Genomic DNA, 19,900 nt, shown 5'->3' with positions numbered 1-19,900 from the left:
CTTCCATAGGTCTACGCGTACCTCACCAGGGTACTCAGCAGACTTCTTCGAGATCCCGGTAAGCCCGGCTCCCGGGGGCGGCCGCGACCCAGCGGTCCAGCAGGGCGCGGACCAGGTGCGCGGGGGCGGCGATCCCGCACTCGCGCTCGACCAGCCAGGACATCCCGGCGGCGCCGCCCTGACTGAGGTGGCTGAGGTGCCCGGGGTGGGCGGCGTCGCCGTCGTCGTGCGGGTCGTGGTGGGCGACGACGCCGTCGTCGGAGGCCATCCGGCTCTCCGAGCAGGCCCGGCACAGCAGCCGCACCGAGGAGGTCCAGTCCTCGGCCGCGTAGCCGGCGTCGGCGACCAGCCGCTCCAGGGCGTCCCGGTCACCGGCCGTGGCGGCCTGCAGCAGCACCACGTAGGTGGGCACCGGGGAGGGCGCCCACAGTTCGATCTCGTCGAAGACGGGGTAGGCGACGCCGTCGGTGACCCGCTCGCCGTGCGGGGCGCCGTCGTGCAGCACCACCTCGCCCCAGCGGCGGCCGGAGGAGGGCAGCGGGATGGACAGCACCTCGATCCGGGCCGGGTCCAGGCGCCGGCCCCACACCACCTCGGACTCGCCGTCCGGGGACAGCCGCACCGGGGTGGTGCCGAGGTCGAGGCTGACCGGGCCGTCCACGCCGGGGCCGCCGGGCAGCCTGAGCCCGTACGCCTGCCAGGCGCGGCGGGCCAGCGGCCAGTCCTGCAGGGCGGTGGCGGTGATGCCGAGGTTCCACCAGTCGGGGGCGCCGTGCTCGCGGTCCAGCAGGGCGACGGCGCGCAGGCCGGCCGAGCGGGCCTGCTCCCAGTCCCGGCGGAACTTGTGCAGCAGGGCGAGGTTGAACCAGGAGTCGGACAGCCAGGGCTCCAGGTCGGCGGCCATCACCAGCAGGGCGCCGGCGTCCTCGTAGCGGCCGTCGCCGATCAGCGTGAAGGCCCGGTCGGTCGTCTGCCGCCAGGTGGCGGACGGCCGGTGCCGTGCCCGGTGGAAGATCCTCACGTTCGTCCCTGCCGTCGTCATCCGCTCAAGTCCCGTACCGCCGGGCCCGTCCCGTCCTCGACGGGGCCCGGGTCCCGGTGCTCCGGGTCGGTGTTCCACGCTACGACCGCATCCAACCACGCCCGCCCCCGCCCGCGCTCCCCACCGCCGAGGTTGGGGCCCGCCCCTCCCCAGCCTGCCCGCCGGAGCGCGCCTCCTCAACCCCTGGCCGCGCGGGCCCGATCCGAGGGCGAGCGGGCCTCCACCCCGACCCGGCCGCAGCTGTGCCCGCGCCCGGGGGCGCACCCGGGGCGCGCTCAGCCGCGGGTCTGCCCGCCGACCCGGGCCAGGGCGTCCACCACCCGGGCGTCGTAGACCCGGCCGCGGCCCAGCCGCAGTACCTCCAGCGCCTCCAGCCGCCCCACCGCCTCGCCGACGCCCCGGCCGCGGGCCGCGGTCAGCAGGTCGTCGTGGGCGTTGGCGACCCGGATGATCCGGGCCGCGAGCGGCACCGGGCGCTCGCCGCCGACCGGCCCGGAGCAGGGGTCGGCCAGCCGGGCGACCTGCTCGGCGACCTGCCGGGGCACCCCGGTGCGGCTGATCACCTCACTGCCCAGGCGGGCGATCCGCTGCTGCTCGTCGTAGGGCAGCAGCGCGGTGGCGCCGTCCGGCACCGGCTCGACCAGGGACAGCTGGCCGACGTCGTGCATCAGCGCCGCGTACTCCAGTAGGGCGAGCTCCCGGGTGCCCAGCCCCAGCTCGCGGCCCAGCGCGCACGCCGTGTCCGCGACCCGGCGCGCGTGCCCGTGCGGGGTGTAGCCGGCCACCTCGGTGGCCCGGGCCAGGGTCGCGATGGTCTGCCCGGTGGTGGCCCGCACCGCGGCGGCCCGCCGGAAGGACACCTGGGCGAGCAGCAGCGGGGTGCAGAACAGCGGCAGCGCCCACAGCCCGACCTCGCCGGCCGCGAGACTGACCAGCATCCCGGTGGAGACGATCGCCGAGCCGATCCCGAACAGCGAGCGCAGCTCGTCCTCCAGCGCCGCCGGGAACCGCGGCCCGCTCCCGGGGCCCGCCGTGTCGCAGCGCAGCAGCGCCGCCAGGGTGGCGTCGCAGAGCGCGGCCAGCGCGGCGACGGCGGTCAGGAACGCCCCGTAGGCCGGGCCCTCGGGCGAGAAGCGGTCGACCAGGCCGCCGTTGTAGAGCGGCTGGAAGACGGCGGCGGCGAAGCCGACCGCGAGCAGTCGACGGGCGGCGCTGTCCCGGCGGGCCGGGTCGGCCCAGGGCGGGCGCCGGTGCGGGCGCTCGGGGCGGTGCGGCAGGGCGAGGCCGGGCAGCCAGGCCAGCAGCAGGCCGGCCCCGGTCACCGCGACCACCTGGAGGATGCCGTGCGCGGTCGGCACCCCGCGCAGCGGTCCGAGCAGGGCGTACGCCAACGCACCGGCCGCGCCGATGGGCGCCTGTTCGCGGTCGCCCGGAAGGGTGATCCGGACGCACTCGCCGAGCGCGATCAGCGCGGTGAACGCCAGCGCGACCCTCGGCTCCGCGACCCCGCGCAGCGCGACCGCGCCGAGCGCGACCGCCAGCAGGACGGCGGCGGCGGTGTGCACGGCGCGGGCGGTGTGCCCGCGGGCCGCCCGACCGGACGCGGCACGGGCGGAGGCGGCACGGGCGGAGGCGGCACGGGCGGAGGCGGCACGGGCGAGCGCCGTACGGGCGGAGCCGACGCGCCCGGGGCCCGTCACAGCTGCCCGGCCGCGGGGACGGTCCTGCCCTGGGCGGGCACCCGGACGGGCGCGGCCCGCACCGGCTCGGGCACCCCGAGCGGGATGTCGGGGACGGCCCGCACGTAGTCCTCGGAGTGCACCACCGGCTGCCAGTCGTGCACGGCCAGCGCGGCGATCAGCGCCCGCACCATGGCCGGGTCGAACTGGCTGCCCGAGCAGCGCTCCAGCTCGGCCACCGCCTCGGTGACCGGGCGGCCGCGCCGGTAGGAGCGGGTGGAGGTCATCGAGTCGAAGGCGTCGGCGACCGAGATGATCCGGGCGAACTCGGGGATCTGCTCGCCGGCCAGCCCACTGGGGTAGCCGCGCCCGTCCATCCGCTCGTGGTGGTGCAGGATCCCGGCGTGCGCCTCGCCGAGGAAGTCGATCCCGCGCACCAGCTCGTACCCGTACACCGGGTGGATCTCCACGGCCCGGCGCTCGTCCTCGCTGAGGGGACCGTTTCTGCGCAGCAGCTCGGTGGCCACGCCCAGCTTGCCGACGTCGTGCAGGATCCCGGCGAAGCGCAGGGTGCGCAGCCGCTCGGCCTCCATGCCGAGCTGAGTGGCGATCAGCACCGAGGCCCGGCCGACCCGTTCGCTGTGTCCGCGGGTGTACGCGTCCTTGATCTCCACGGCCTGCACCAGCGACTGCACGGTGGCCTGGTGAGCGTCCCGCTCGCGCTGGCCCTGGGCGAACACCCAGGCGGAGATGGACAGCGGCAGCAGCGCCAGCAGCGCGGCGAACGCCCCGTACGGGCCCTGCCAGAGCACCGCGACCATCAGCCCGCCGGCCGCGTGCACCAGCACCGGCAGCCCGCACACCGAGCAGGCCCCACGCAGCACGACCCCGGCCCCGCGGCCCTCGCTGAGCATCAGCATCACGCCCACCACCGCGCCGTTGACCAGGCAGAACACGGCGACGGCGGCGGAGCCGGGCAGCAGCGCGGCCGGGAAGCGGGAGCCGAGCAGCAGCTGCGGGCCGCGCAGCAGGTGGAAGGCGGCGGAGGAGCCGAAGGCGCACAGCGCGAGCTGGGAGCCGTTGAACAGCTGGCGCCGGCGGCAGCCGGGGCCGGTCGGGCCGCCGAGCAGCGCGGCGGGGGCGGCGACCAGGGCGGCGGCGGCCGGCGGGAGCATCAGCACCCCGGCGAACAGCACCGGGAAGAAGGCGTTCACCCCGGGCCGGGCCGGCGCCCGCTTCGCCGGTGCGGGGCGGCGCAGCAGCCGGCGCAGGAGGAGTCGGCAGGGGGTGGGCAGGCCCTGGGCGAGCGACTCCCAGGCGCCGTGCAGGAAGGCCAGCAGCCCGACCTTGGGCCAGTCCACCGGGTGGCCGAGCCAGCGCGGCACCCCGGGCGCCGCGGCGGCGGGCAGCAGCGGCAGCAGGCAGCACAGCGCCGCCACCGGGACGGCCACCAGGTAGCGCGCCGCCCCCTGCGGCAGGGTCGCGCCTCCACTGTCGGTAGCGATCTCGACCTCCCCGCCGTCCGGGCCCGTGTTGCCTCAGCACGCCGGGAGTACCGGCGGTGAGCGTCCGTCAGGAGGATAGGCCGCCGTCCGGGCATGGGGACGCATGATCGCGCAATGGCGCAGTTGGCGCACCGCCAACTCACTCGAACGAGTGACGGCGCATGCGAGCAGAACGGGAGCGGCCCCGGGAGCGCACACTCCCGGGGCCGCTGAACTCCTTGCCCGAACCGTTCGGGCCGCCCTCGTCGACGGGCCGACGGACTACTCCGCCCGGCCGGTGGCCGTCACGCCGTGCTTCGACCGGCCGGTCACTCCGCCTGGGCGGCGGCCTCGACCGGCGCACCGGGGCGCGCGGCCTGCTCCTCGGTCGCGCCCTCCTGCGCCAGGGTCGGCGCCTGACGCGCGGACTCGACGTGCACCTCGACCGGGGTCTCCACGGCGACCACCACCTGCTCGCCCGAACGCTGCCCGGACCGGATCGAGTCGATCCTGGCCAGGACCTTGCCGCGCAGGTCGGCCGGGGTGTCGTCGCAGCCGCAGGAACGCTTGATCAGCGCCTTGATCGCCTGCTCCAGCCCGTACTGCTTCAGGCAGGGTGAGCACTCCTCGAAGTGCACGCGCAGCTTGGCGCAGTCGCCCTCGGCCATCTCGTTGTCGAGGAATTCATAGAGGTGGTCGAGGACCTCGCCACACTCCGTTTCGTGCGGATCGCCGCAGCTCATGAGCCCGAGCCCTTCGCTTCCTGCCCTGCCCCGCTGCCGGCCGGGACCAGCCCGCGCTCACGGGCGTAATCCTCCAGCATGCCGCGCAGCTGACGGCGGCCGCGGTGCAGCCGAGACATCACCGTACCGATGGGAGTACCCATGATGTCCGCGATCTCCTTGTACGCAAAGCCTTCTACGTCCGCGAGATAGACGGCGATCCGGAATTCCTCCGGAATGGCCTGGAGCGCGTCCTTCACATCGCTGTCGGGCAGGTGGTCGAGCGCCTGGGTCTCGGCCGAACGCAGACCCGTCGACATGTGCGACTCGGCCCGGGCCAACTGCCAGTCCTCGATCTCCTCCGCCGCGGTGCGCTGGGGCTCCCGCTGCTTCTTGCGGTACGAGTTGATGAACGTGTTGGTGAGGATGCGGTACAGCCAGGCCTTGAGGTTCGTGCCCTCACGGAACTGGTGGAAGGACGCGTACGCCTTGGCGAACGCCTCCTGGAGCAAATCCTCCGCATCCGCGGGGTTGCGCGTCATGCGCAGCGCCGCCGAGTACATCGGATCCAGGTAGCCCAGGGCGTCGCGCTCGAAGCGCTCCCGCCGGGCCTCCTCGGTCTCCTCCGCCGACACCCGGAAGGTGTCCTCGCCGATCACCTCGGCCAGCTCCTCACCGGTGAGCGCCTCGTCCGCAGGCAGGACCTCGTCCGGGCCACGGCCCGGCTCGGCCTCGTGCTCGGTCCCGACGACCGGACCCACCTCCTCGGCATGACGGACACGGCCCACGGCGGGCCGCCCAGAAATGGAGGATATCGGGCTGACGGGCTTCTCGCCCGCGTCAAGCCACTCCGACCAGGAGGGGGCGAACGCCGCTGCGGCCTCGCGCTCCTCAGGCCGTTCCGGGCACGCGATCGAACCCATCTGCCCTGCCTCTCACCGGTGACTCGTGCTGACGGAGACGACAACCACCGACACCCCGCCCGCATTCCCGCCCCCGCGCCCCGTTCACTCGCACGAGTGAGCGACTGCGAACTCCCTGCTCACAGCCGTCCCGGCGGCGAAGCGCTCACACCAGCCGCAGCACCCAGTCCCCCACCGCCGAACAGACCAGCCCCAGCACCTCGTCCTCCCCCATCGGCGCCCGCTTGGGCACCGCGAACCCGTGACTGCCGTACGGCACCCCCACCAGCTCGTGCCCCTGCGGCAGCTCGGGGAACTCCTCCGGCCCGCCGAACGGGTCCGCCGCGCTCTGCACCACCAGCGTCGGCAACCCCGACTCCAGCAGCTCCTCCGCCCGGCTCTTCTCCGGCTTGCCCGGCGGGTGCAGCGGGAACGCCAGCGCCACCACCCCCACCGCCCCGGTCGCCGCCCCCGTACGGCAGGCCACCCGCGCCCCGGCACTGCGCCCGCCGACCACCAGCGGCAGCCCCTGCCCGGCCAGGTGCTCGGCCACCGGCCGCCAGCCCAGGTCCAGGGTCTTCGGCGCCGGACCCAGCTTGCGGCCCTCCACCCGCCAGGGCTGCTCGACCAGTGCCACGGTGATCCCGCGCGGTGGCAGCCGCTCGGCCAGCGCCACCAGGTCCCGGGCCTCGATCCCGCCGCCCGCGCCGTGCCCGAGCGCCAGCACGGCCTTCGGGGCGGCCGCCCGGTGGAAGGTGATCCGGGCCTCGCCGGCCTCGGTGGCAACGAGTTCGGAGGTGGTCATCTCGGCGGCTCCAAGGAAAGGTTCGGACTCCGTCAATTCTCAGGCTGCATCGATTCTCAGAACAGGGTGGTCTCGTACTCGACCTCGGCCCACGGCTCCTTGAGCTCCGGGCCGTTGTTGCGGATGTTGCCGACCGCCGGGGACACCGGCGTGGCCAGCAGCGCACCGGGCGGCGGGGGTATCAGCAGCCGCCGCGGCCCGTCCGGGTCGCCCGGCCGCGGATCCAGCCACTCGCCCCACGACTCGCGGTCCAGGAACAGCGGCATCCGCTCGTGGATCGGCGCCAGCGCCTCCTCGGCGTCCGTGGTGACGATCGTGAACGTCACCAGCCACGCCTCGGGATGCCGCGGCGGCACCGCCCGGTTGCGCCAGAACTCGTACAGCCCGGCCAGCGCCAGCGGGGCACCGTCCGCCCGGGAGACGAAGAACGGCTTCTTGCGCGCCCTGCCCCACTCGCCCGGCACCGTCTGCCACTCGTAGTAGCCGTCCACCGGCAGGATGCACCGCCGCGAGGCGAAGGCCTGCCGGTACGCGGGCTTCTCGTGCACCGTGTCCGACCGGGCGTTGATCATCTTGACCGCCGTCTCGGCGGAGTTCGACCACTGCGGCACCAGCCCCCAGCGCAGCGCCCGCAGCTGCCGCACCGGCCGCGCCCGCTCCTTGGACAGCCGCTCCAGCACCACGAACGCGCTGTTGGTCGGCGCCACGTTCCAGTTCGGCTCCAGGGCCTCCTCGGGATCCCAGAACTCCACGTCGAACAGCTCGACGATGTCCTCGGGCTTGCTGCTGGCTGCGAAGCGACCGCACATGCGGGCCAGCTTGCCATGCCGCCCGTCCTCACCACTTCCTCATCCACCGGCCGGAACCGCCCGCTCCCGCCCACCCGTCCCCGCATGGGAGGCTGCCCCGAACGGCCCAACGCAGCGAACGGAGGCGCAGGCCCCCCGATGAATCCGAACGACCACAACCTCGGCGCCCTGTGGGACCAGGTCACCGGCACCCAGACCGCCCCGCCCGGCTGGCTCGTCCTGGCCACCGCCGCCGCCGCGCTGCTCACCGTCCTCGCCCGCCCGCTCTGGCACGTCGCCCGCAACGCCGTCACCATCGCCCACGAGGGCGGCCACGGCCTCGCCGCGCTCGCCACCCGCCGCAAACTCGCCGGCATCCGGCTGCACTCCGACACCTCCGGCCTCACCCTCTCCTACGGCCGCCCCACCGGCCCCGGCATGGTCCTCACCGCCGCCGCCGGCTACACCGCCCCCGCCCTGCTCGGCCTCGGCTGCGCCGCCCTGCTCGCCGCCGACCGGATCACCCTGCTGCTGTGGCTCGCCATCGCCCTGCTGCTGGCCCTGCTCATCCGCATCCGCAACGCCTTCGGCCTGTTCACCGTCCTGGTCGCCGGCGGCGCCTTCTTCCTGGTCTCCTGGTTCGGCAGCGCCCAGGTCCAGGCCGGCTTCGCCTACCTCGGCTGCTGGTTCCTGCTGTTCGGCGCCGTACGCCCCGTCCTGGAACTCCAGCACCAGCGCCGGATCGGCTGGGCCCGCGACTCCGACGCCGACCAGCTCGCCCGGCTCACCCACGTCCCCGCCCTCGCCTGGGTCACCGTCTTCCTGCTCGTCGCCCTCGCCTGCCTCGCCCTCGGCGCCAGCTGGCTCCTCCAACCCCTGTGACCCCACCGCGGGGGCGGGCGGCCCGTCCCGGCATGCGGCCACCGCAGGGGACCGTTCCGGTACGGCCCCTAGACTGGCCCACATGACCGAGACCCTGTGGCCCGCCCCCGTCGCCACCGCCCCCGTCGACGCCACCGTCACCATCCCCGGCTCCAAGTCGGTCACCAACCGGGCGCTGGTGCTGGCGGCACTCGCCGACGGGCCCGGCTGGGTGCGCCGCCCGCTGCGCAGCCGCGACTCCCAGCTGATGGCCGACGGCCTGCGCGCCCTCGGGGTCACGATCGAGGAGAAGGTCAACAACGACTCCGGCGGCACCGGCGGCGGCGAGGCCTGGCGGGTCATCCCCGCGCCCGTCCTGCGCGGCCCCGCCAACGTCGACGTCGGCAACGCCGGCACCGTGATGCGCTTCCTGCCCCCGCTCGCCGCCCTCGCCGACGGCCCGGTCCACTTCGACGGCGACCCGCGCAGCCACGAGCGCCCCCAGCACGGCGTGATCAACGCCCTGCGCGCGCTCGGCGCCCGCATCGAGGACGGCGGCCGCGGCAGCTTCCCGCTCACCGTCCACGGCACCGGCGGCCTCGACGGCGGCCCGGTCGAACTGGACGCCTCCTCCTCGTCCCAGTTCGTCTCCGCCCTGCTGCTCTCCGGCGCCCGCTACAACCAGGGCGTCGAGGTCCGGCACGTCGGCGGCCCCGTCCCCTCCCTGCCGCACATCCGGATGACGGTCGAGATGCTGCGCCTGGCCGGCGCCCAGGTCGACGCCCCCGAGGACGGCGGCGAGAAGGACGTCTGGCGGGTCACCCCCGGCGCCCTGATCGGCCGCGACCTGGTGGTCGAGCCCGACCTGTCCAACGCCGCGCCGTTCTTCGCCGCCGCGCTGGTCACCGGCGGCCGGGTCACCGTCCGCGACTGGCCCAAGCACACCACCCAGCCCGGCGACCAGCTGCGCGACCTCTACACCCGGATGGGCGGCGCCTGCGAGTTCACCGACGAGGGCCTGCAGTTCACCGGCAGCGGCCGGATCCACGGCATCGAGGCCGACCTGCACGACGTCGGCGAGCTCACCCCGGTGATCGCCGCCGTCACCGCCCTCGCCGACTCCGAGTCCCACCTGTACGGCATCGCCCACCTGCGCCTGCACGAGACCGACCGGCTCGCCGCCCTCGCCAAGGAGATCAACGACCTCGGCGGCGACGTCAGCGAGACCGAGGACGGCCTGCGGATCCGCCCGCGCCCGCTGCACGGCGGCGTCTTCCACACCTACGAGGACCACCGCCTGGCCACCGCCGCCGCCGTACTCGGCCTCGCCGTGCCCGGCGTCGAGGTGGAGAACGTCGCCACCACCGCCAAGACCCTGCCGGACTTCCCCAGGATGTGGGCGGAACTGCTCGGCGAAGCGGCGGCGGACGCCTGAGCGGAGACTTGAGCCATGCGCCGCTACGGCAAGGACGCCGACGAGGACGACATCCGCAACCGCCCCGCCCGCCGGGGCTCCCGGCCGCGGACCCGGATCCGGCCCAAGCACGAGGACGCCGCCGAGGCGATGGTCCTGACCGTCGACCGCGGCCGACTCACCTGCCTGGTCGACCCGGGGACCAAACAGGAGCGCCAGGTCGTCGCCATGAAGGCCCGTGAGCTGGGCCGCAAGGGCGTCGTCGTCGGGGACGTCGTCAGCCTGGTCGGCGACCTCACCGGGGACGCCGACACCCTCGCCCGGATCGTCCGGGTCGAGGAGCGCGGCTCCGTGCTGCGGCGCACCGCGGACGACGACGACCCGTACGAGCGGATCGTCGTCGCCAACGCCGAACAGCTGGCCATCGTCACCGCGCTGGCCGACCCCGAACCGCGCCCCCGGCTGATCGACCGCTGCCTGGTCGCCGCCTACGACGCGGGCATGGAACCGCTGCTGGTGCTCACCAAGTCCGACCTCGCCCCGGCCGCCCCGCTGCTGGAGTCCTACGCCCCGCTCGGCATCAACTACGTGGTCACCCGCCGGGACGAACTGGAGACCACCGGCGCCGAGGCCGTCCGCGAGCACCTGCGCGGGCGCTCCACGGTGTTCATCGGCCACTCCGGCGTCGGCAAGACCACCCTGGTCAACGCCCTCGTCCCGGACCGCCAGCGGCAGACCGGCGACGTCAACGCGGTCACCGGCCGCGGCCGGCACACCACCGTCTCCGCCCTCGCGCTGCGGCTGCCCCCGCCGCCCGGCGCCAAGGCGGGCTCCAAGAAGGCGCTCAACTCCGGCTGGGTGATCGACACCCCCGGCTTCCGCTCCTTCGGCCTCTCGCACATCGACCCGTCCCGGGTCATCCACGCCTTCCCCGACCTGGAGCCCGGCACCGTCGACTGCCCGCGTGCCTGCAGCCACGACGAGCCGGACTGCGCCCTGGACGCCTGGGTCGCCGACGGCCACGCCGAGGCCGCCCGGCTCTACTCGCTGCGCCGCCTGCTGGCCAGCAAGGAGTCCCGCGAGGGCGACTGACCGCGCGGCCCTCCCTTGAGGCCCGTGGGCCGTTCGAGGTGTCGGAGCTAGCCCGCCTGGCGATCATAGGAAAGTCGGGCCGGGCACGGTCCGTCCGTCGATCGACAGGGAGGGCACGCGATGGCATGGGCCCTGGTGGTCCTGGCCGGCCTGCTGGAGACCGGCTTCGCGATCAACCTCAAGCTCAGCGAGGGCTTCACCAAGCTCTGGCCCACCATCAGCTTCTGCGTGTTCGCCCTCGGCAGCTTCGGCCTGCTCACCCTGTCCCTGAAGAGCCTGCCGGTCGGTCCCGCCTACGCCGTGTGGACGGGCATCGGCGCGGCCGGCACCGCCGTCTACGGCATGGTCTTCCTGAACGAGACCACCTCGGTGCTCAAGCTGGTCTCCATCTCCCTGGTGATCGCCGGCGTCATCGGCCTGCAGCTCAGCGGCTCCGCCCGCTGAGGGAGGGAAGGATGCGTCCCGCTCCGCGAGCCCGGCTGTGCCGATCGGGGCGGGCTCGCTAGGGTTTCGGACATGGCCGACTACCACGACGATCTCCGACTCGCCCATGTCCTCGCCGACTCGGCCGACTCGGTCACCCTGGAGCGTTTCCGCGCCCTCGACCTGACGATCGAGACCAAGCCCGACCTCACCCCGGTCAGCGACGCCGACAAGGCCGCCGAGGAGCTCGTGCGCAGCGTGCTCCAGCGGGCCCGTCCGCGCGACGCGGTCCTCGGCGAGGAGTTCGGCCTGCAGGGCTCGGGCCCGCGCCGCTGGGTGATCGACCCGATCGACGGCACCAAGAACTACATCCGCGGCGTCCCGGTCTGGGCCACCCTGATCGCGCTGCTGGAGGACGGCCCGGACGGCGTCGAGCGCCCGGTGGTCGGCATCGTCTCCGCGCCCGCGCTGCAGCGCCGCTGGTGGGCCGCCAAGGGCCTGGGCGCCTTCGCCGGCCGCAGCCTGGCCAAGGCCTCCCGGATCCACGTCTCCGGCGTGTCCCGGATCGAGGACGCCTCCTTCTCGTACTCCTCCCTCACCGGCTGGGAGGACCGCGGCCGCCTCGACCCGTTCCTGGACCTCACCCGGGCCTGCTGGCGCACCCGCGCCTACGGCGACTTCTGGTCCTACATGATGGTCGCCGAGGGTGCGGTGGACATCGCCGCCGAGCCCGAGCTGTCGCTGTGGGACATGGCCGCGCCGTGCATCGTGGTCGAGGAGGCGGGCGGCCGCTTCACCGGCCTGGACGGCATCCCCGGTCCGGGCGGCGCCGACGCGGTCGCCTCGAACGGCCTGCTGCACGAGGAGACCCTGCGGCGGCTGAGCGTGTAACTCGCTCCCGTATTGGTGCGGGCCCCTTGACCAGTTCGTGCTGGTCAAGGGACCCGCCGCTTGCTCGGTCACGGTCGCCGCTACTGCTTGCGCAGCTCCCGGACCGCCGCCTCCAGCCGCTGTCCGTAGTCGGCGTCGGCCTTGCGGAAGTTGTCGACCGCCCGCTCCACGATGTCCTCGCGGTCGGCGGAGACCTTGGCGATGAAGCCGGCCAGGTTGGCGATCAGCCGCTGCTTCTCGTCCTCGGAGTAGAGCCGGTAGAGGTTGCCGGCCTGTGTGAAGTCGTCGTCCTCGGCGTGCGAGGGCGCCGCGTGGTTGCCGGTGAGGCCGTCGACGGCGGTGGCGGCCCACAGCGGGCGGCCGGTCTGCACCGGGCCGCCGAAGCTGTTCGGCTCGTAGTTCTTCTGTCGCCCGTGGCGGCCGTCGTACAGGTGGCCGTCGCGGCCGTTGGTGCGGGCCTCGGTGGCGTGCGGGCGGTTCACCGGCAGGTGGTCGGCGTTGATGCCGACCCGGTAGCGGTGGGCGTCGGCGTAGGCGAACAGGCGGCCCTGGAGCATCTTGTCCGGGGACGGGCCGATGCCGGGCACGAAGTGCGCCGGGGAGAAGATCGACTGCTCGACCTCGGCGAAGACGTTCTCCGGGTTGCGGTTGAGCTCCAGCCGGCCGATCTCGATCGGCGGGTAGTCGGCGTGCGGCCAGACCTTGGTCAGGTCGAAGGGGTTGAAGCGGTAGGCCGCCGCGTCGGCCGCCGGCATGATCTGGACCTGCACCGTCCAGGTGGGGAACTCGCCGCGCTCGATGGACTCGCGCAGGTCGCGCTGGTGGCTGTCCGGGTCCTCGCCGGCGAGCGTGTTGGCCTCGGCCTGGGTGAGGTTGCGGATGCCCTGGTCGGTCTTGAAGTGGTACTTGACCCAGAAGTACTCGCCGGCCTCGTTCTGCCACTGGAAGGTGTGCGAGCCGTAGCCGTTCATGTGCCGGTAGGTGGCCGGGATGCCGCGGTCGCCGAACAGCCAGGTCACCTGGTGGGTCGCCTCGGGCGACAGGCCCCAGAAGTCCCAGACGTTGTCGGCCTCCTGCGAGCCGGTGTACGGGTCGCGCTTCTGGGTGTGGATGAAGTCCGGGAACTTGACCGCGTCCTTGATGAAGAACACCGGGGTGTTGTTGCCGACGAGGTCGTAGTTGCCCTCCTCGGTGTAGAACTTCACCGCGAAACCGCGCGGGTCGCGCACCGCGTCGGCCGAGCCGAGGTTGCCGGCCACGGTGGAGAAGCGCAGGAAGACCTCGGTCTGCTGGCCGACCTCGGACAGGAACGCCGCCCGGGTGTACCGCGACACGTCGGCGGTCACCGTGAAGGTGCCGTACGCCGCGGCGCCGCGGGCGTGCACCACGCGCTCCGGGATCCGCTCGCGGTTGAAGTGCGCGAGCTTCTCGAACAGCAGCTGGTCCTGGATCAGGGCCGGGCCGCCGACGCCCGCGGTCTCGGTGTTCTGGTTGTCGGCGACGGGGGCACCCGCCTCCGTGGTGAGGGTCGGGCGCAGCTCGTCCTGCGTGGTCATAACGGGTGCCTCCGAGGGATCCGGTCGTGATGACACGATCCTAACTTAGACTTTGTCTAAGTCAACACTGGAACCAAACTCAGAGCGTGACTTACTCTGGTGCCATGAGTGACCTGCTGGAGAGACTGCGCGGACGCGGCTGGCGGCTCACCTCGCAGCGCCGGGTGGTGGCCGAGGTCCTCGACGGCGAGCACGTCCACCTCACCGCGGACGAGGTGCACGCCCGCGCCGCCGCCCACCTGCCCGAGATCAGCCGCGCCACCGTCTACAACACGCTCGGCGAACTCGTCGCCCTCGGCGAGGTGCTGGAGGTGGCCACCGACGGCCGCGCCAAGCGCTACGACCCCAACGCGCACCGCGCCCACCAGCACCTGGTCTGCTCCGGCTGCGGCGCGATCCGCGACGTCCACCCGCACGGCGACCCGCTGACCGCCCTGCCCGCCGCCGAGCGCTTCGGCTTCGCGGTCACCGCCGCCGAGGTCACCTACCGCGGCCTGTGCCCCGACTGCCGCCCCTGACCCGCAGACCGGCCCTGCCCCGACGACCGGCGCCGCCCCGCTGACGGGGCGCTACGCGCTGAGTTCCGCGTGCAGCGCGCCGAGCAGCCGCCCGGCCCGCTCGGCCACCTCGGCCGGCCCGTAGTCGATCGCCCGCCGGCACCAGTTCTCGGCCTGCACCGGCTCGCCCCGGCGCAGCGCCAGCAGCGCCAGGCGCAGCGCGGCGCGCCCGTGTCCGGCGTCGGCGGCCCGGGTGTACCAGAGCATCGCCTCCGCCTCGCTGTCCTGCCGGGCCAGCAGCAGCCCCAGGTTGAACGCGGCGCTGCGACTGCCCACCTCGGCGGCCCGCCGGTACCAGCTCTCGGCGATCTCCAGCGCCCCGCGCTCGGCCGCCCGCACGCCCATCCGCACCTGCGCCCGCCGGTGCCCGGCGTCGGCCGCCACCGCGTACCAGTGCTCGGCCTCGGCGTCGGCGTCCCCGCGCCGGTCCAGCACCGAGGCCAGCCGGAACGCGCCCTCGGCGGAGCCGCCGGCCGCCGCCTGCCGGTAGCGCTCCAGCGCGCCGGCCAGGTTGCCGCGCTGCTCCTGGGCGACGGCCAGCTGCAGCGCCGCCTCGCCGTGGCCCTCGGCGGCGGCCCGCGCGTACCACTCCTGGGCCTGGCGGTGCTCGCCGCGCCCGGCGTGCAGCACGCCGAGGTTGAAGGCGCCGTCGACGCTGCCGGCCTCGGCGGCCTTGGAGAACCAGGGCTCGGCGCCGGACTCGTCGCCGCGCTGCAGCAGCACCACGGCCAGCGCGTTGCAGGCCTCCCGGTGCCCGGCGTACGCGGCCCGGCGGTACCACTGCTCGGCCTGCTGTTCGCGGCCGGTGCCGGCGCAGAGCAGGCCGAGGTTGAAGGCGCCGTTCTGGTCGCCCGCGTCGAGGGCGGTGCGGTACCAGTGCTCGGCCTCCTTGGCCTCGCCGCGGCTCGCGTGCAGGGCGCCGAGCGCGTTGGCGGCGTTGCCGTCGCCGGCCTCGGCGGCCTCCTGCCACCACTCGGCGGCGGCGGTGACCTCCCCGGAGTCGCGCAGCAGGAAGCCGAGCGCGCAGGCGGCGCGCGGCTCGCCGTTCTGGGCGGACTGCCGGTACCAGCGGGCCGCCTCGTCCAGCAGCGACTGGTCGGCGCGGGAGCGCTCCTCCAGCAGCACGCCCAGGCGCAGCGCGGCGCGGGCGTGGCTGCGGGCGGCGGCGGTGCGGTACCAGGCCTCGGCGGTCTCCTTGTCCCCGGCGGCCTCGCGCATCCGGGCCAGCCGGTAGGCGGCCTCGCGGTGCCCGGCGTCGGCGGAGACCTTGAACCAGCGCTCGGCCCGCACGTCGCGCCGGTGCTCCATCAGGTCGCCCAGCGCGTAGGCGCCGAGCGGGTGTCCGTGGTCGGCGGCGAAGTGCAGCCAGTACTCGGCGGCCTCCTCCTCGCCCTGGTCGCGCAGCTGGAGCCCGAGCGCGTGCGCGGCCGGGGCGCTGCCGGCCACGGCGGCCTGGCGCCACCACTGGCCGGCCTCGGCGCGGTGGCCCTGCTGGTGCAGCAGCACGCCGAGGTTGTTGGCGGCGGCGCGCACCCCGGCGGCCGCGGCGGCGCGCAGATAGGGCTCGGCGTCCTCCAGGTCGCCGCGGCGCAGCAGCAGGGCGCCGAGCCGGGAGGCCGCGTCCGGGTCGCCGCCGTCGGCGGCCTGCCGGTGGCGGGCCTCCAGGGCGGCGGACTCGCGGGCGGCCAGCGCGGTCTCGAAGCTGGTCGGATCCAGGCCGGCCGGGTCCAGGGCGGCGCCCGAGGGCGCGTCCTCGCCGGCCGCGGCGCCGTACGGGCCGACGGCCTCGGAGAACTGACGGGTGGGCACGTGGACGAGGCTGTCCGGCCCGAAGCCGCCGGCCTGGGGGCGCTCCGACAGTCCGCTGGTGCGCTGGGCGGGCAGGGCTCCGGGGCGGCTGTCGGGGCTCTCGGTGCTCTCCGCCCAGGCGTCGGTGTCCGCCTCGACGGCCGCACCGGACTTGGTGCCTGACTTGCCGATCAGCCTCATGCCGACTCCCGCTCCCCCAGAGTGTCGCGGCATCGTGCCCCGGCCCGCGGCCGGAGGGACTCGCGGGAGAGGCGCCGGACCCGACGGCCGGTCAGCAACCGTGCACCGTCCCCCATGTGTCCCATCGTCGCATCACCCGCTACCCGCGTACACCTACCCCGGCCGAATTCGGGCGGGGCCGACCCGAAGCCGACGAAATTGCTTCGGCGCTTTGTCGATTTCCCGACACTTCCACCCCACAAACCCCAGTGCCGTCCCCGTTGGCGACGGTCGATAGTACCGGAGCGGTTCCCACCGCTTCCGGACGGAAACGCCCGCACCCGCAAACGCGAAGGGCCCGGAGGAAGAATCCTCCGGGCCCTTCGGCTACTGAGTAGCGGGGACAGGATTTGAACCTGCGACCTCTGGGTTATGAGCCCAGCGAGCTACCGAGCTGCTCCACCCCGCGTCGGTGGTTAAACCTTAGCACGGAAATGACGACGCAAATGCCAGAGGCCCGGAGGAGTGATCCTCCGGGCCTCTGGCACTGAGTAGCGGGGACAGGATTTGAACCTGCGACCTCTGGGTTATGAGCCCAGCGAGCTACCGAGCTGCTCCACCCCGCGTCGGTGATTGAACTCTAGCACGGGCGCGGGGTGGAGCGGAAAACGGTTACCGCAGCTCAGCGGGACTACGGGTGCGGGCTCGGCGATCCACTCGCCGAGGCCGCGCCCGTGGGCGTCGCCGTCGGGGCCGGCGCCGGGCCGGCGCCGCGGGCCGCCTCGGCCGCCTTCAGGGCGTCGCCGAGCGCCTTCTGGGCGTTGCCGTAGGCCACCCAATCGCCGTTCTTGAACGCGGTCTGGCTGTCGTTGTACGCCTTCCCCGCGTCCGTGAGCGCCTTCTGCAGCTCCGGCGAGATCGTCCCGCCCGGCGCCGGGGTGGCCGGCCCGGTGGGTGTGGGCGTCGGCGTCGTCCCGTTGCCGGCGGTGGACGGCACGGTCGGGGTGGTCGCCGGGGCCGCCCCCGAGAACACCTTCTTCAGCGCGTCCTCCAGGGTGTTCTCGAACGCCACGTTGTCGTCCCCGTACACCGCCAGGACCTTCTGCAGCGTCGGGTACTTGGCACCGCGTCCGCGCACGTACACCGGCTCGACGTTCAGCAGCCCGTTGCCGACCGGCAGGGTCAGCAGGTTGCCGTACTCCAGCTCCGAGTCGCCGCCGCTCTTCAGCAGCGTGATCTGGGAGGCCACCTCCTGACGGGAGTTGAACTTCGACTGCACCAGGCCAGGGCCGGGGGCGCCGCTCTCACCCGTCATCTTCAGGATGCGGATCTTCCCGTAGTCGTCGCCCGGATCCGCGTTCACCGCCATGAACGCCGCCAGGTTCGGCCGCTGGTTCGGCACGAAGGTACTGGTGAGCGAGAAGCTCGCGGCGTTCGTGTCCGGCATCCGCACCGTCACGTAGTACGGCGGCTGGACCTGCTTGGTGTCGCTGGTCGGGTCCACCGGGACCTGCCAGATGTCGCTGCCGTTGAAGAAGGAGTTGGCGTCGGTCACGTGGTACTGGCCGAGCAGGTCGCGCTGCACCTTGAACATGTCCTGCGGGTAGCGCAGGTGCGGCAGCAGCGACTGCGGGATGTCCGCCTTCGGCTCGACCGTGCCCGGGAAGGCCTTCATCCAGGTCTTCAGCACCGGGTCCTTCTCGTCCCACTGGTAGAGCTTCACCTCGCCGGTGTAGGCGTCCACCGTGGCCTTGACCGAGTTGCGGATGTAGTTGACCTGGTTGGCGACGGCCAGCAGCTCACCGCGCTGGTTGGTCAGCGAGTCCTTGGTCGCGGCGCCCAGCGTCGTCTTCGACGAGAACGGGAAGCCGTCCGAGGTGGTGTAGCCGTCCAGCACCCACACCACCCGGCCGTCCTGCACCACCGGGTACGGGTCGGCGTCGATCGACAGCCACGGCGCGACCTTCTCCACCCGTTCCTTCGGCGTCCGGTTGTAGATCACCTTGGCGCCGTCGGTGATCGCCCCCGCGTACAGGATCTGCGGCTCGGCGAAACGCACCGCGTACGCGGCCCGGGTGATCGGGTTGCTCAGCGACACCCCGCTGTCGCCGGAGTAGGTGTACTCGGCGTTCTGGCCGGTCTTGGGATCGGTGTAGTCGATCTCCTTGTTCGAGCCGCCGACGATCGAGTACGTCGTCGTCTTCTCGCCGTAGTAGACCCGCTGCTCGTAGTCGCCCAGCGCACCGGTGGCCGGCAGGCCCGACTCGGTGAACACCGGCTGGCCCCGGTCGTCGACCTGGTTGCCCTTGGCGACCACCGCGCCGTAGCCGTGGGTGTACTTGAAGTGGTCGTTGATCCAGTTGCGCTGCACCCCGTTGAGGTCCAGCTCGCGCAGGCCGATCACGGTGTCCTGCTTGCCCGTGCCGGTGCCGTAGCGGTCCACGTCCAGCGTGCTCGGGAACGCGTAGTAGTTGCGCTGCTGCTCCAGCGACTGGAACGTCGGCGAGACGATGTTCGGATCCAGCAGCCGGATGTCCGCGATGGTCTGCGCGTCCGGCTTCAGCGCGTCCGCGTTGGTCGAACCCTGCGGGCTGTACGGGGTGGTCTGCGCGTCCGCGATCCCGTACGCCTGCCGCGTGGCGTCGATGTTCTTCTGGATGTACGGCGTCTCCTTGGCCTGCTCGTTCGGCTTGACCTGGAACTGCTGCACGATCGCCGGGTACAGCCCGCCGATCAGCACCGCCGACAGCACCATCAGCCCCAGCCCGATCAGGGCCGGCGCCCAGGTCCGGCGGATCGGCGTCAGGAAGAACAGCACCGCGCAGATGATCGCGACGAAGAACAGGATCGTCTTGGCCGGCAGGAACGCGTTGGCGTCCACGTAGCGCAGGCCCGTCCAGCCCGACACGCCCTTGTACGAGCCGGTCTTCACCGCCAGCGCGTACCGGTCCAGCCAGTACGCCACCGCCTTCAGCAGCACGAACACGCCCAGCAGCACCGCCAGGTGCCCCTGCGCGCCCGCGCTCGCACGCCGGCCCGGACCCTGCAGCCGCAGCCCCCCGTACAGGTAGTGCACCAGCGCCGAGGTCAGCAGCGAGACGATCACCGCGCTGAACGCGAAGCCCAGCACGAACTCGTAGAACGGCAGGTCGAAGGCGTAGAACGAGACGTCCATGCCGAACTGGGCGTCCTTCTCACCGAAGGACGTCGCGTTCGTCCACATCAGCCAGGTCCGCCACTGGCCCGACGCCGCCGCGCCCGCCACCAGACCGATCACCAGCGAGACCCCGATCAGCGCCCAGCGCTTGAACGGCGCCAGCCCCGCCCGGTAGCGGTCCAGGCTCTGCTGCTCGACCGACATCGCCGACAGCGGCGGCCGCAGCCGGTGCGCCAGCCAGATGTTGAAGCCGACGATCACCGCCATCAGCAGGCCGAACACCGCGAACAGCCCGATCTTCGTCCACAGCTGGGTGGTGAACACCGAGGAGTAGTGGACCGACCTGAACCACAGCCAGTCCGTCCAGAAGCCGGCGAACATGACGAACAGCAGGAACAGCACCGCGAGCACGCCCAGGGTCAGCAGGGCCACCCGCGCCCGCCGGGAGGGCGGGCCTACCCTGCGCCGGAAACCCGGCCCTGAGCGTTCCGGCATCTGGAATACCACGGTGGCACCTCAGCTGTGTCGTCTGGAAGGTCGGTCGTCAGAGCAACTAAAC

The 19,900-nt window shown here is 73.4% G+C and carries 16 protein-coding genes and 2 tRNA genes; 6 read left to right on the top strand and 12 right to left on the bottom strand.

Annotation, left to right across the window (positions count from 1 at the left end; translation table 11 throughout):
• Positions 1–34: 34 nt before the first annotated feature.
• From ACH4E7_RS01500 to ACH4E7_RS01470, 7 genes are all read right to left on the bottom strand, one after another.
• Positions 35–1,021 (bottom strand): tetratricopeptide repeat protein, encoded by a 987-nt coding sequence (locus ACH4E7_RS01500; protein WP_396246963.1) that lies wholly within the window; start codon positions 1,019–1,021, stop codon positions 35–37.
• Between the two features lie 296 nt (positions 1,022–1,317).
• On the bottom strand, positions 1,318–2,607 hold the full coding sequence (locus tag ACH4E7_RS01495) for an HD-GYP domain-containing protein (RefSeq protein WP_396247140.1): 1,290 nt from the start codon (positions 2,605–2,607) through the stop codon (positions 1,318–1,320).
• A gap of 131 nt (positions 2,608–2,738) precedes the next feature.
• Positions 2,739–4,172 (bottom strand): HD-GYP domain-containing protein, encoded by a 1,434-nt coding sequence (locus ACH4E7_RS01490; protein ID WP_396246962.1) that lies wholly within the window; start codon positions 4,170–4,172, stop codon positions 2,739–2,741.
• Positions 4,173–4,534: 362 nt separating this feature from the next.
• Positions 4,535–4,948 carry a mycothiol system anti-sigma-R factor gene (gene rsrA, locus ACH4E7_RS01485; RefSeq protein ID WP_396246961.1) on the bottom strand — a complete coding sequence of 138 codons (414 nt, stop codon included), beginning with the start codon at positions 4,946–4,948 and terminating at the stop codon, positions 4,535–4,537.
• A complete protein-coding gene (locus tag ACH4E7_RS01480; RefSeq protein WP_396247139.1) occupies positions 4,945–5,595 on the bottom strand; it encodes a sigma-70 family RNA polymerase sigma factor in 651 nt (216 codons plus the stop codon). Before ACH4E7_RS01480 ends, rsrA begins: the two co-directional genes overlap by 4 nt.
• Positions 5,596–5,995: 400 nt before the next feature.
• Positions 5,996–6,634: an alpha/beta family hydrolase gene (locus ACH4E7_RS01475; protein WP_355672450.1), complete on the bottom strand. Its 639-nt coding sequence runs from the start codon at positions 6,632–6,634 to the stop codon at positions 5,996–5,998.
• 56 nt (positions 6,635–6,690) lie between these two features.
• Positions 6,691–7,443, bottom strand: coding sequence for an SOS response-associated peptidase (locus ACH4E7_RS01470; RefSeq protein ID WP_396246960.1), 753 nt, complete (start codon positions 7,441–7,443; stop codon positions 6,691–6,693).
• A gap of 138 nt (positions 7,444–7,581) precedes the next feature.
• On the opposite strand from ACH4E7_RS01470, the gene ACH4E7_RS01465 reads away from it, so the two are divergent.
• From ACH4E7_RS01465 to hisN, 5 genes are all read left to right on the top strand, one after another.
• On the top strand, positions 7,582–8,304 hold the full coding sequence (locus tag ACH4E7_RS01465; protein ID WP_396246959.1) for a M50 family metallopeptidase: 723 nt from the start codon (positions 7,582–7,584) through the stop codon (positions 8,302–8,304).
• Positions 8,305–8,386: 82 nt separating this feature from the next.
• Positions 8,387–9,718 carry a 3-phosphoshikimate 1-carboxyvinyltransferase gene (aroA, locus tag ACH4E7_RS01460; protein WP_396246958.1) on the top strand — a complete coding sequence of 444 codons (1,332 nt, stop codon included), beginning with the start codon at positions 8,387–8,389 and terminating at the stop codon, positions 9,716–9,718.
• A 15-nt stretch (positions 9,719–9,733) separates the two neighbouring features.
• Positions 9,734–10,789, top strand: a complete 1,056-nt coding sequence (rsgA, locus tag ACH4E7_RS01455; RefSeq protein ID WP_396246957.1) for a ribosome small subunit-dependent GTPase A — start codon at positions 9,734–9,736, stop codon at positions 10,787–10,789.
• A 120-nt stretch (positions 10,790–10,909) separates the two neighbouring features.
• Positions 10,910–11,233, top strand: a complete 324-nt coding sequence (locus ACH4E7_RS01450; protein WP_396246956.1) for a DMT family transporter — start codon at positions 10,910–10,912, stop codon at positions 11,231–11,233.
• A 72-nt stretch (positions 11,234–11,305) separates the two neighbouring features.
• On the top strand, positions 11,306–12,103 hold the full coding sequence (hisN, locus tag ACH4E7_RS01445; protein ID WP_396246955.1) for a histidinol-phosphatase: 798 nt from the start codon (positions 11,306–11,308) through the stop codon (positions 12,101–12,103).
• 80 nt (positions 12,104–12,183) lie between these two features.
• Here hisN and ACH4E7_RS01440 read toward each other — a convergent pair whose 3' ends face one another.
• Complete coding sequence (locus ACH4E7_RS01440) at positions 12,184–13,659, bottom strand: catalase (RefSeq protein WP_396246954.1); 1,476 nt, start codon at positions 13,657–13,659, stop codon at positions 12,184–12,186.
• A gap of 104 nt (positions 13,660–13,763) precedes the next feature.
• Here ACH4E7_RS01440 and ACH4E7_RS01435 point away from each other — a divergent pair, with 104 nt between their 5' ends.
• Positions 13,764–14,177: a Fur family transcriptional regulator gene (locus tag ACH4E7_RS01435; protein WP_396246953.1), complete on the top strand. Its 414-nt coding sequence runs from the start codon at positions 13,764–13,766 to the stop codon at positions 14,175–14,177.
• Positions 14,178–14,228: 51 nt separating this feature from the next.
• On the opposite strand, the gene ACH4E7_RS01430 is transcribed toward ACH4E7_RS01435, so the two are convergent.
• From ACH4E7_RS01430 to ACH4E7_RS01415, 4 genes are all read right to left on the bottom strand, one after another.
• Entirely contained in the window at positions 14,229–16,205 is a 1,977-nt protein-coding gene (locus tag ACH4E7_RS01430) for a tetratricopeptide repeat protein (protein ID WP_396246952.1), read from the bottom strand.
• Between the two features lie 374 nt (positions 16,206–16,579).
• Positions 16,580–16,653: transfer RNA gene (locus tag ACH4E7_RS01425), tRNA-Met, on the bottom strand.
• A gap of 83 nt (positions 16,654–16,736) precedes the next feature.
• Positions 16,737–16,810: transfer RNA gene (locus ACH4E7_RS01420), tRNA-Met, on the bottom strand.
• Positions 16,811–16,875: 65 nt separating this feature from the next.
• On the bottom strand, positions 16,876–19,836 hold the full coding sequence (locus tag ACH4E7_RS01415; protein ID WP_396246951.1) for a UPF0182 family protein: 2,961 nt from the start codon (positions 19,834–19,836) through the stop codon (positions 16,876–16,878).
• Positions 19,837–19,900: the final 64 nt, after the last annotated feature.

It is taken from the genome of Kitasatospora sp. NPDC018058 (assembly GCF_044327205.1).
Taxonomy (GTDB): Bacteria; Actinomycetota; Actinomycetes; order Streptomycetales; family Streptomycetaceae; genus Kitasatospora.
This window is presented reverse-complemented; position numbering and strand designations above follow the sequence as displayed.

Bases quoted from the DNA above. Each gene is read 5' to 3' on its own strand.
- rsrA (WP_396246961.1), bottom strand. From the start codon at position 4,948: ATGAGCTGCGGCGATCCGCACGAAACGGAGTGTGGCGAGGTCCTCGAC.
- ACH4E7_RS01475 (WP_355672450.1), bottom strand. From the start codon at position 6,634: ATGACCACCTCCGAACTCGTTGCCACCGAGGCCGGCGAGGCCCGGATC.
- ACH4E7_RS01470 (WP_396246960.1), bottom strand. From the start codon at position 7,443: ATGTGCGGTCGCTTCGCAGCCAGCAGCAAGCCCGAGGACATCGTCGAG.
- ACH4E7_RS01465 (WP_396246959.1), top strand. From the start codon at position 7,582: ATGAATCCGAACGACCACAACCTCGGCGCCCTGTGGGACCAGGTCACC.
- aroA (WP_396246958.1), top strand. From the start codon at position 8,387: ATGACCGAGACCCTGTGGCCCGCCCCCGTCGCCACCGCCCCCGTCGAC.
- rsgA (WP_396246957.1), top strand. From the start codon at position 9,734: ATGCGCCGCTACGGCAAGGACGCCGACGAGGACGACATCCGCAACCGC.
- ACH4E7_RS01450 (WP_396246956.1), top strand. From the start codon at position 10,910: ATGGCATGGGCCCTGGTGGTCCTGGCCGGCCTGCTGGAGACCGGCTTC.
- hisN (WP_396246955.1), top strand. From the start codon at position 11,306: ATGGCCGACTACCACGACGATCTCCGACTCGCCCATGTCCTCGCCGAC.
- ACH4E7_RS01440 (WP_396246954.1), bottom strand. From the start codon at position 13,659: ATGACCACGCAGGACGAGCTGCGCCCGACCCTCACCACGGAGGCGGGT.
- ACH4E7_RS01435 (WP_396246953.1), top strand. From the start codon at position 13,764: ATGAGTGACCTGCTGGAGAGACTGCGCGGACGCGGCTGGCGGCTCACC.
- ACH4E7_RS01430 (WP_396246952.1), bottom strand. From the start codon at position 16,205: ATGAGGCTGATCGGCAAGTCAGGCACCAAGTCCGGTGCGGCCGTCGAG.
- ACH4E7_RS01415 (WP_396246951.1), bottom strand. From the start codon at position 19,836: ATGCCGGAACGCTCAGGGCCGGGTTTCCGGCGCAGGGTAGGCCCGCCC.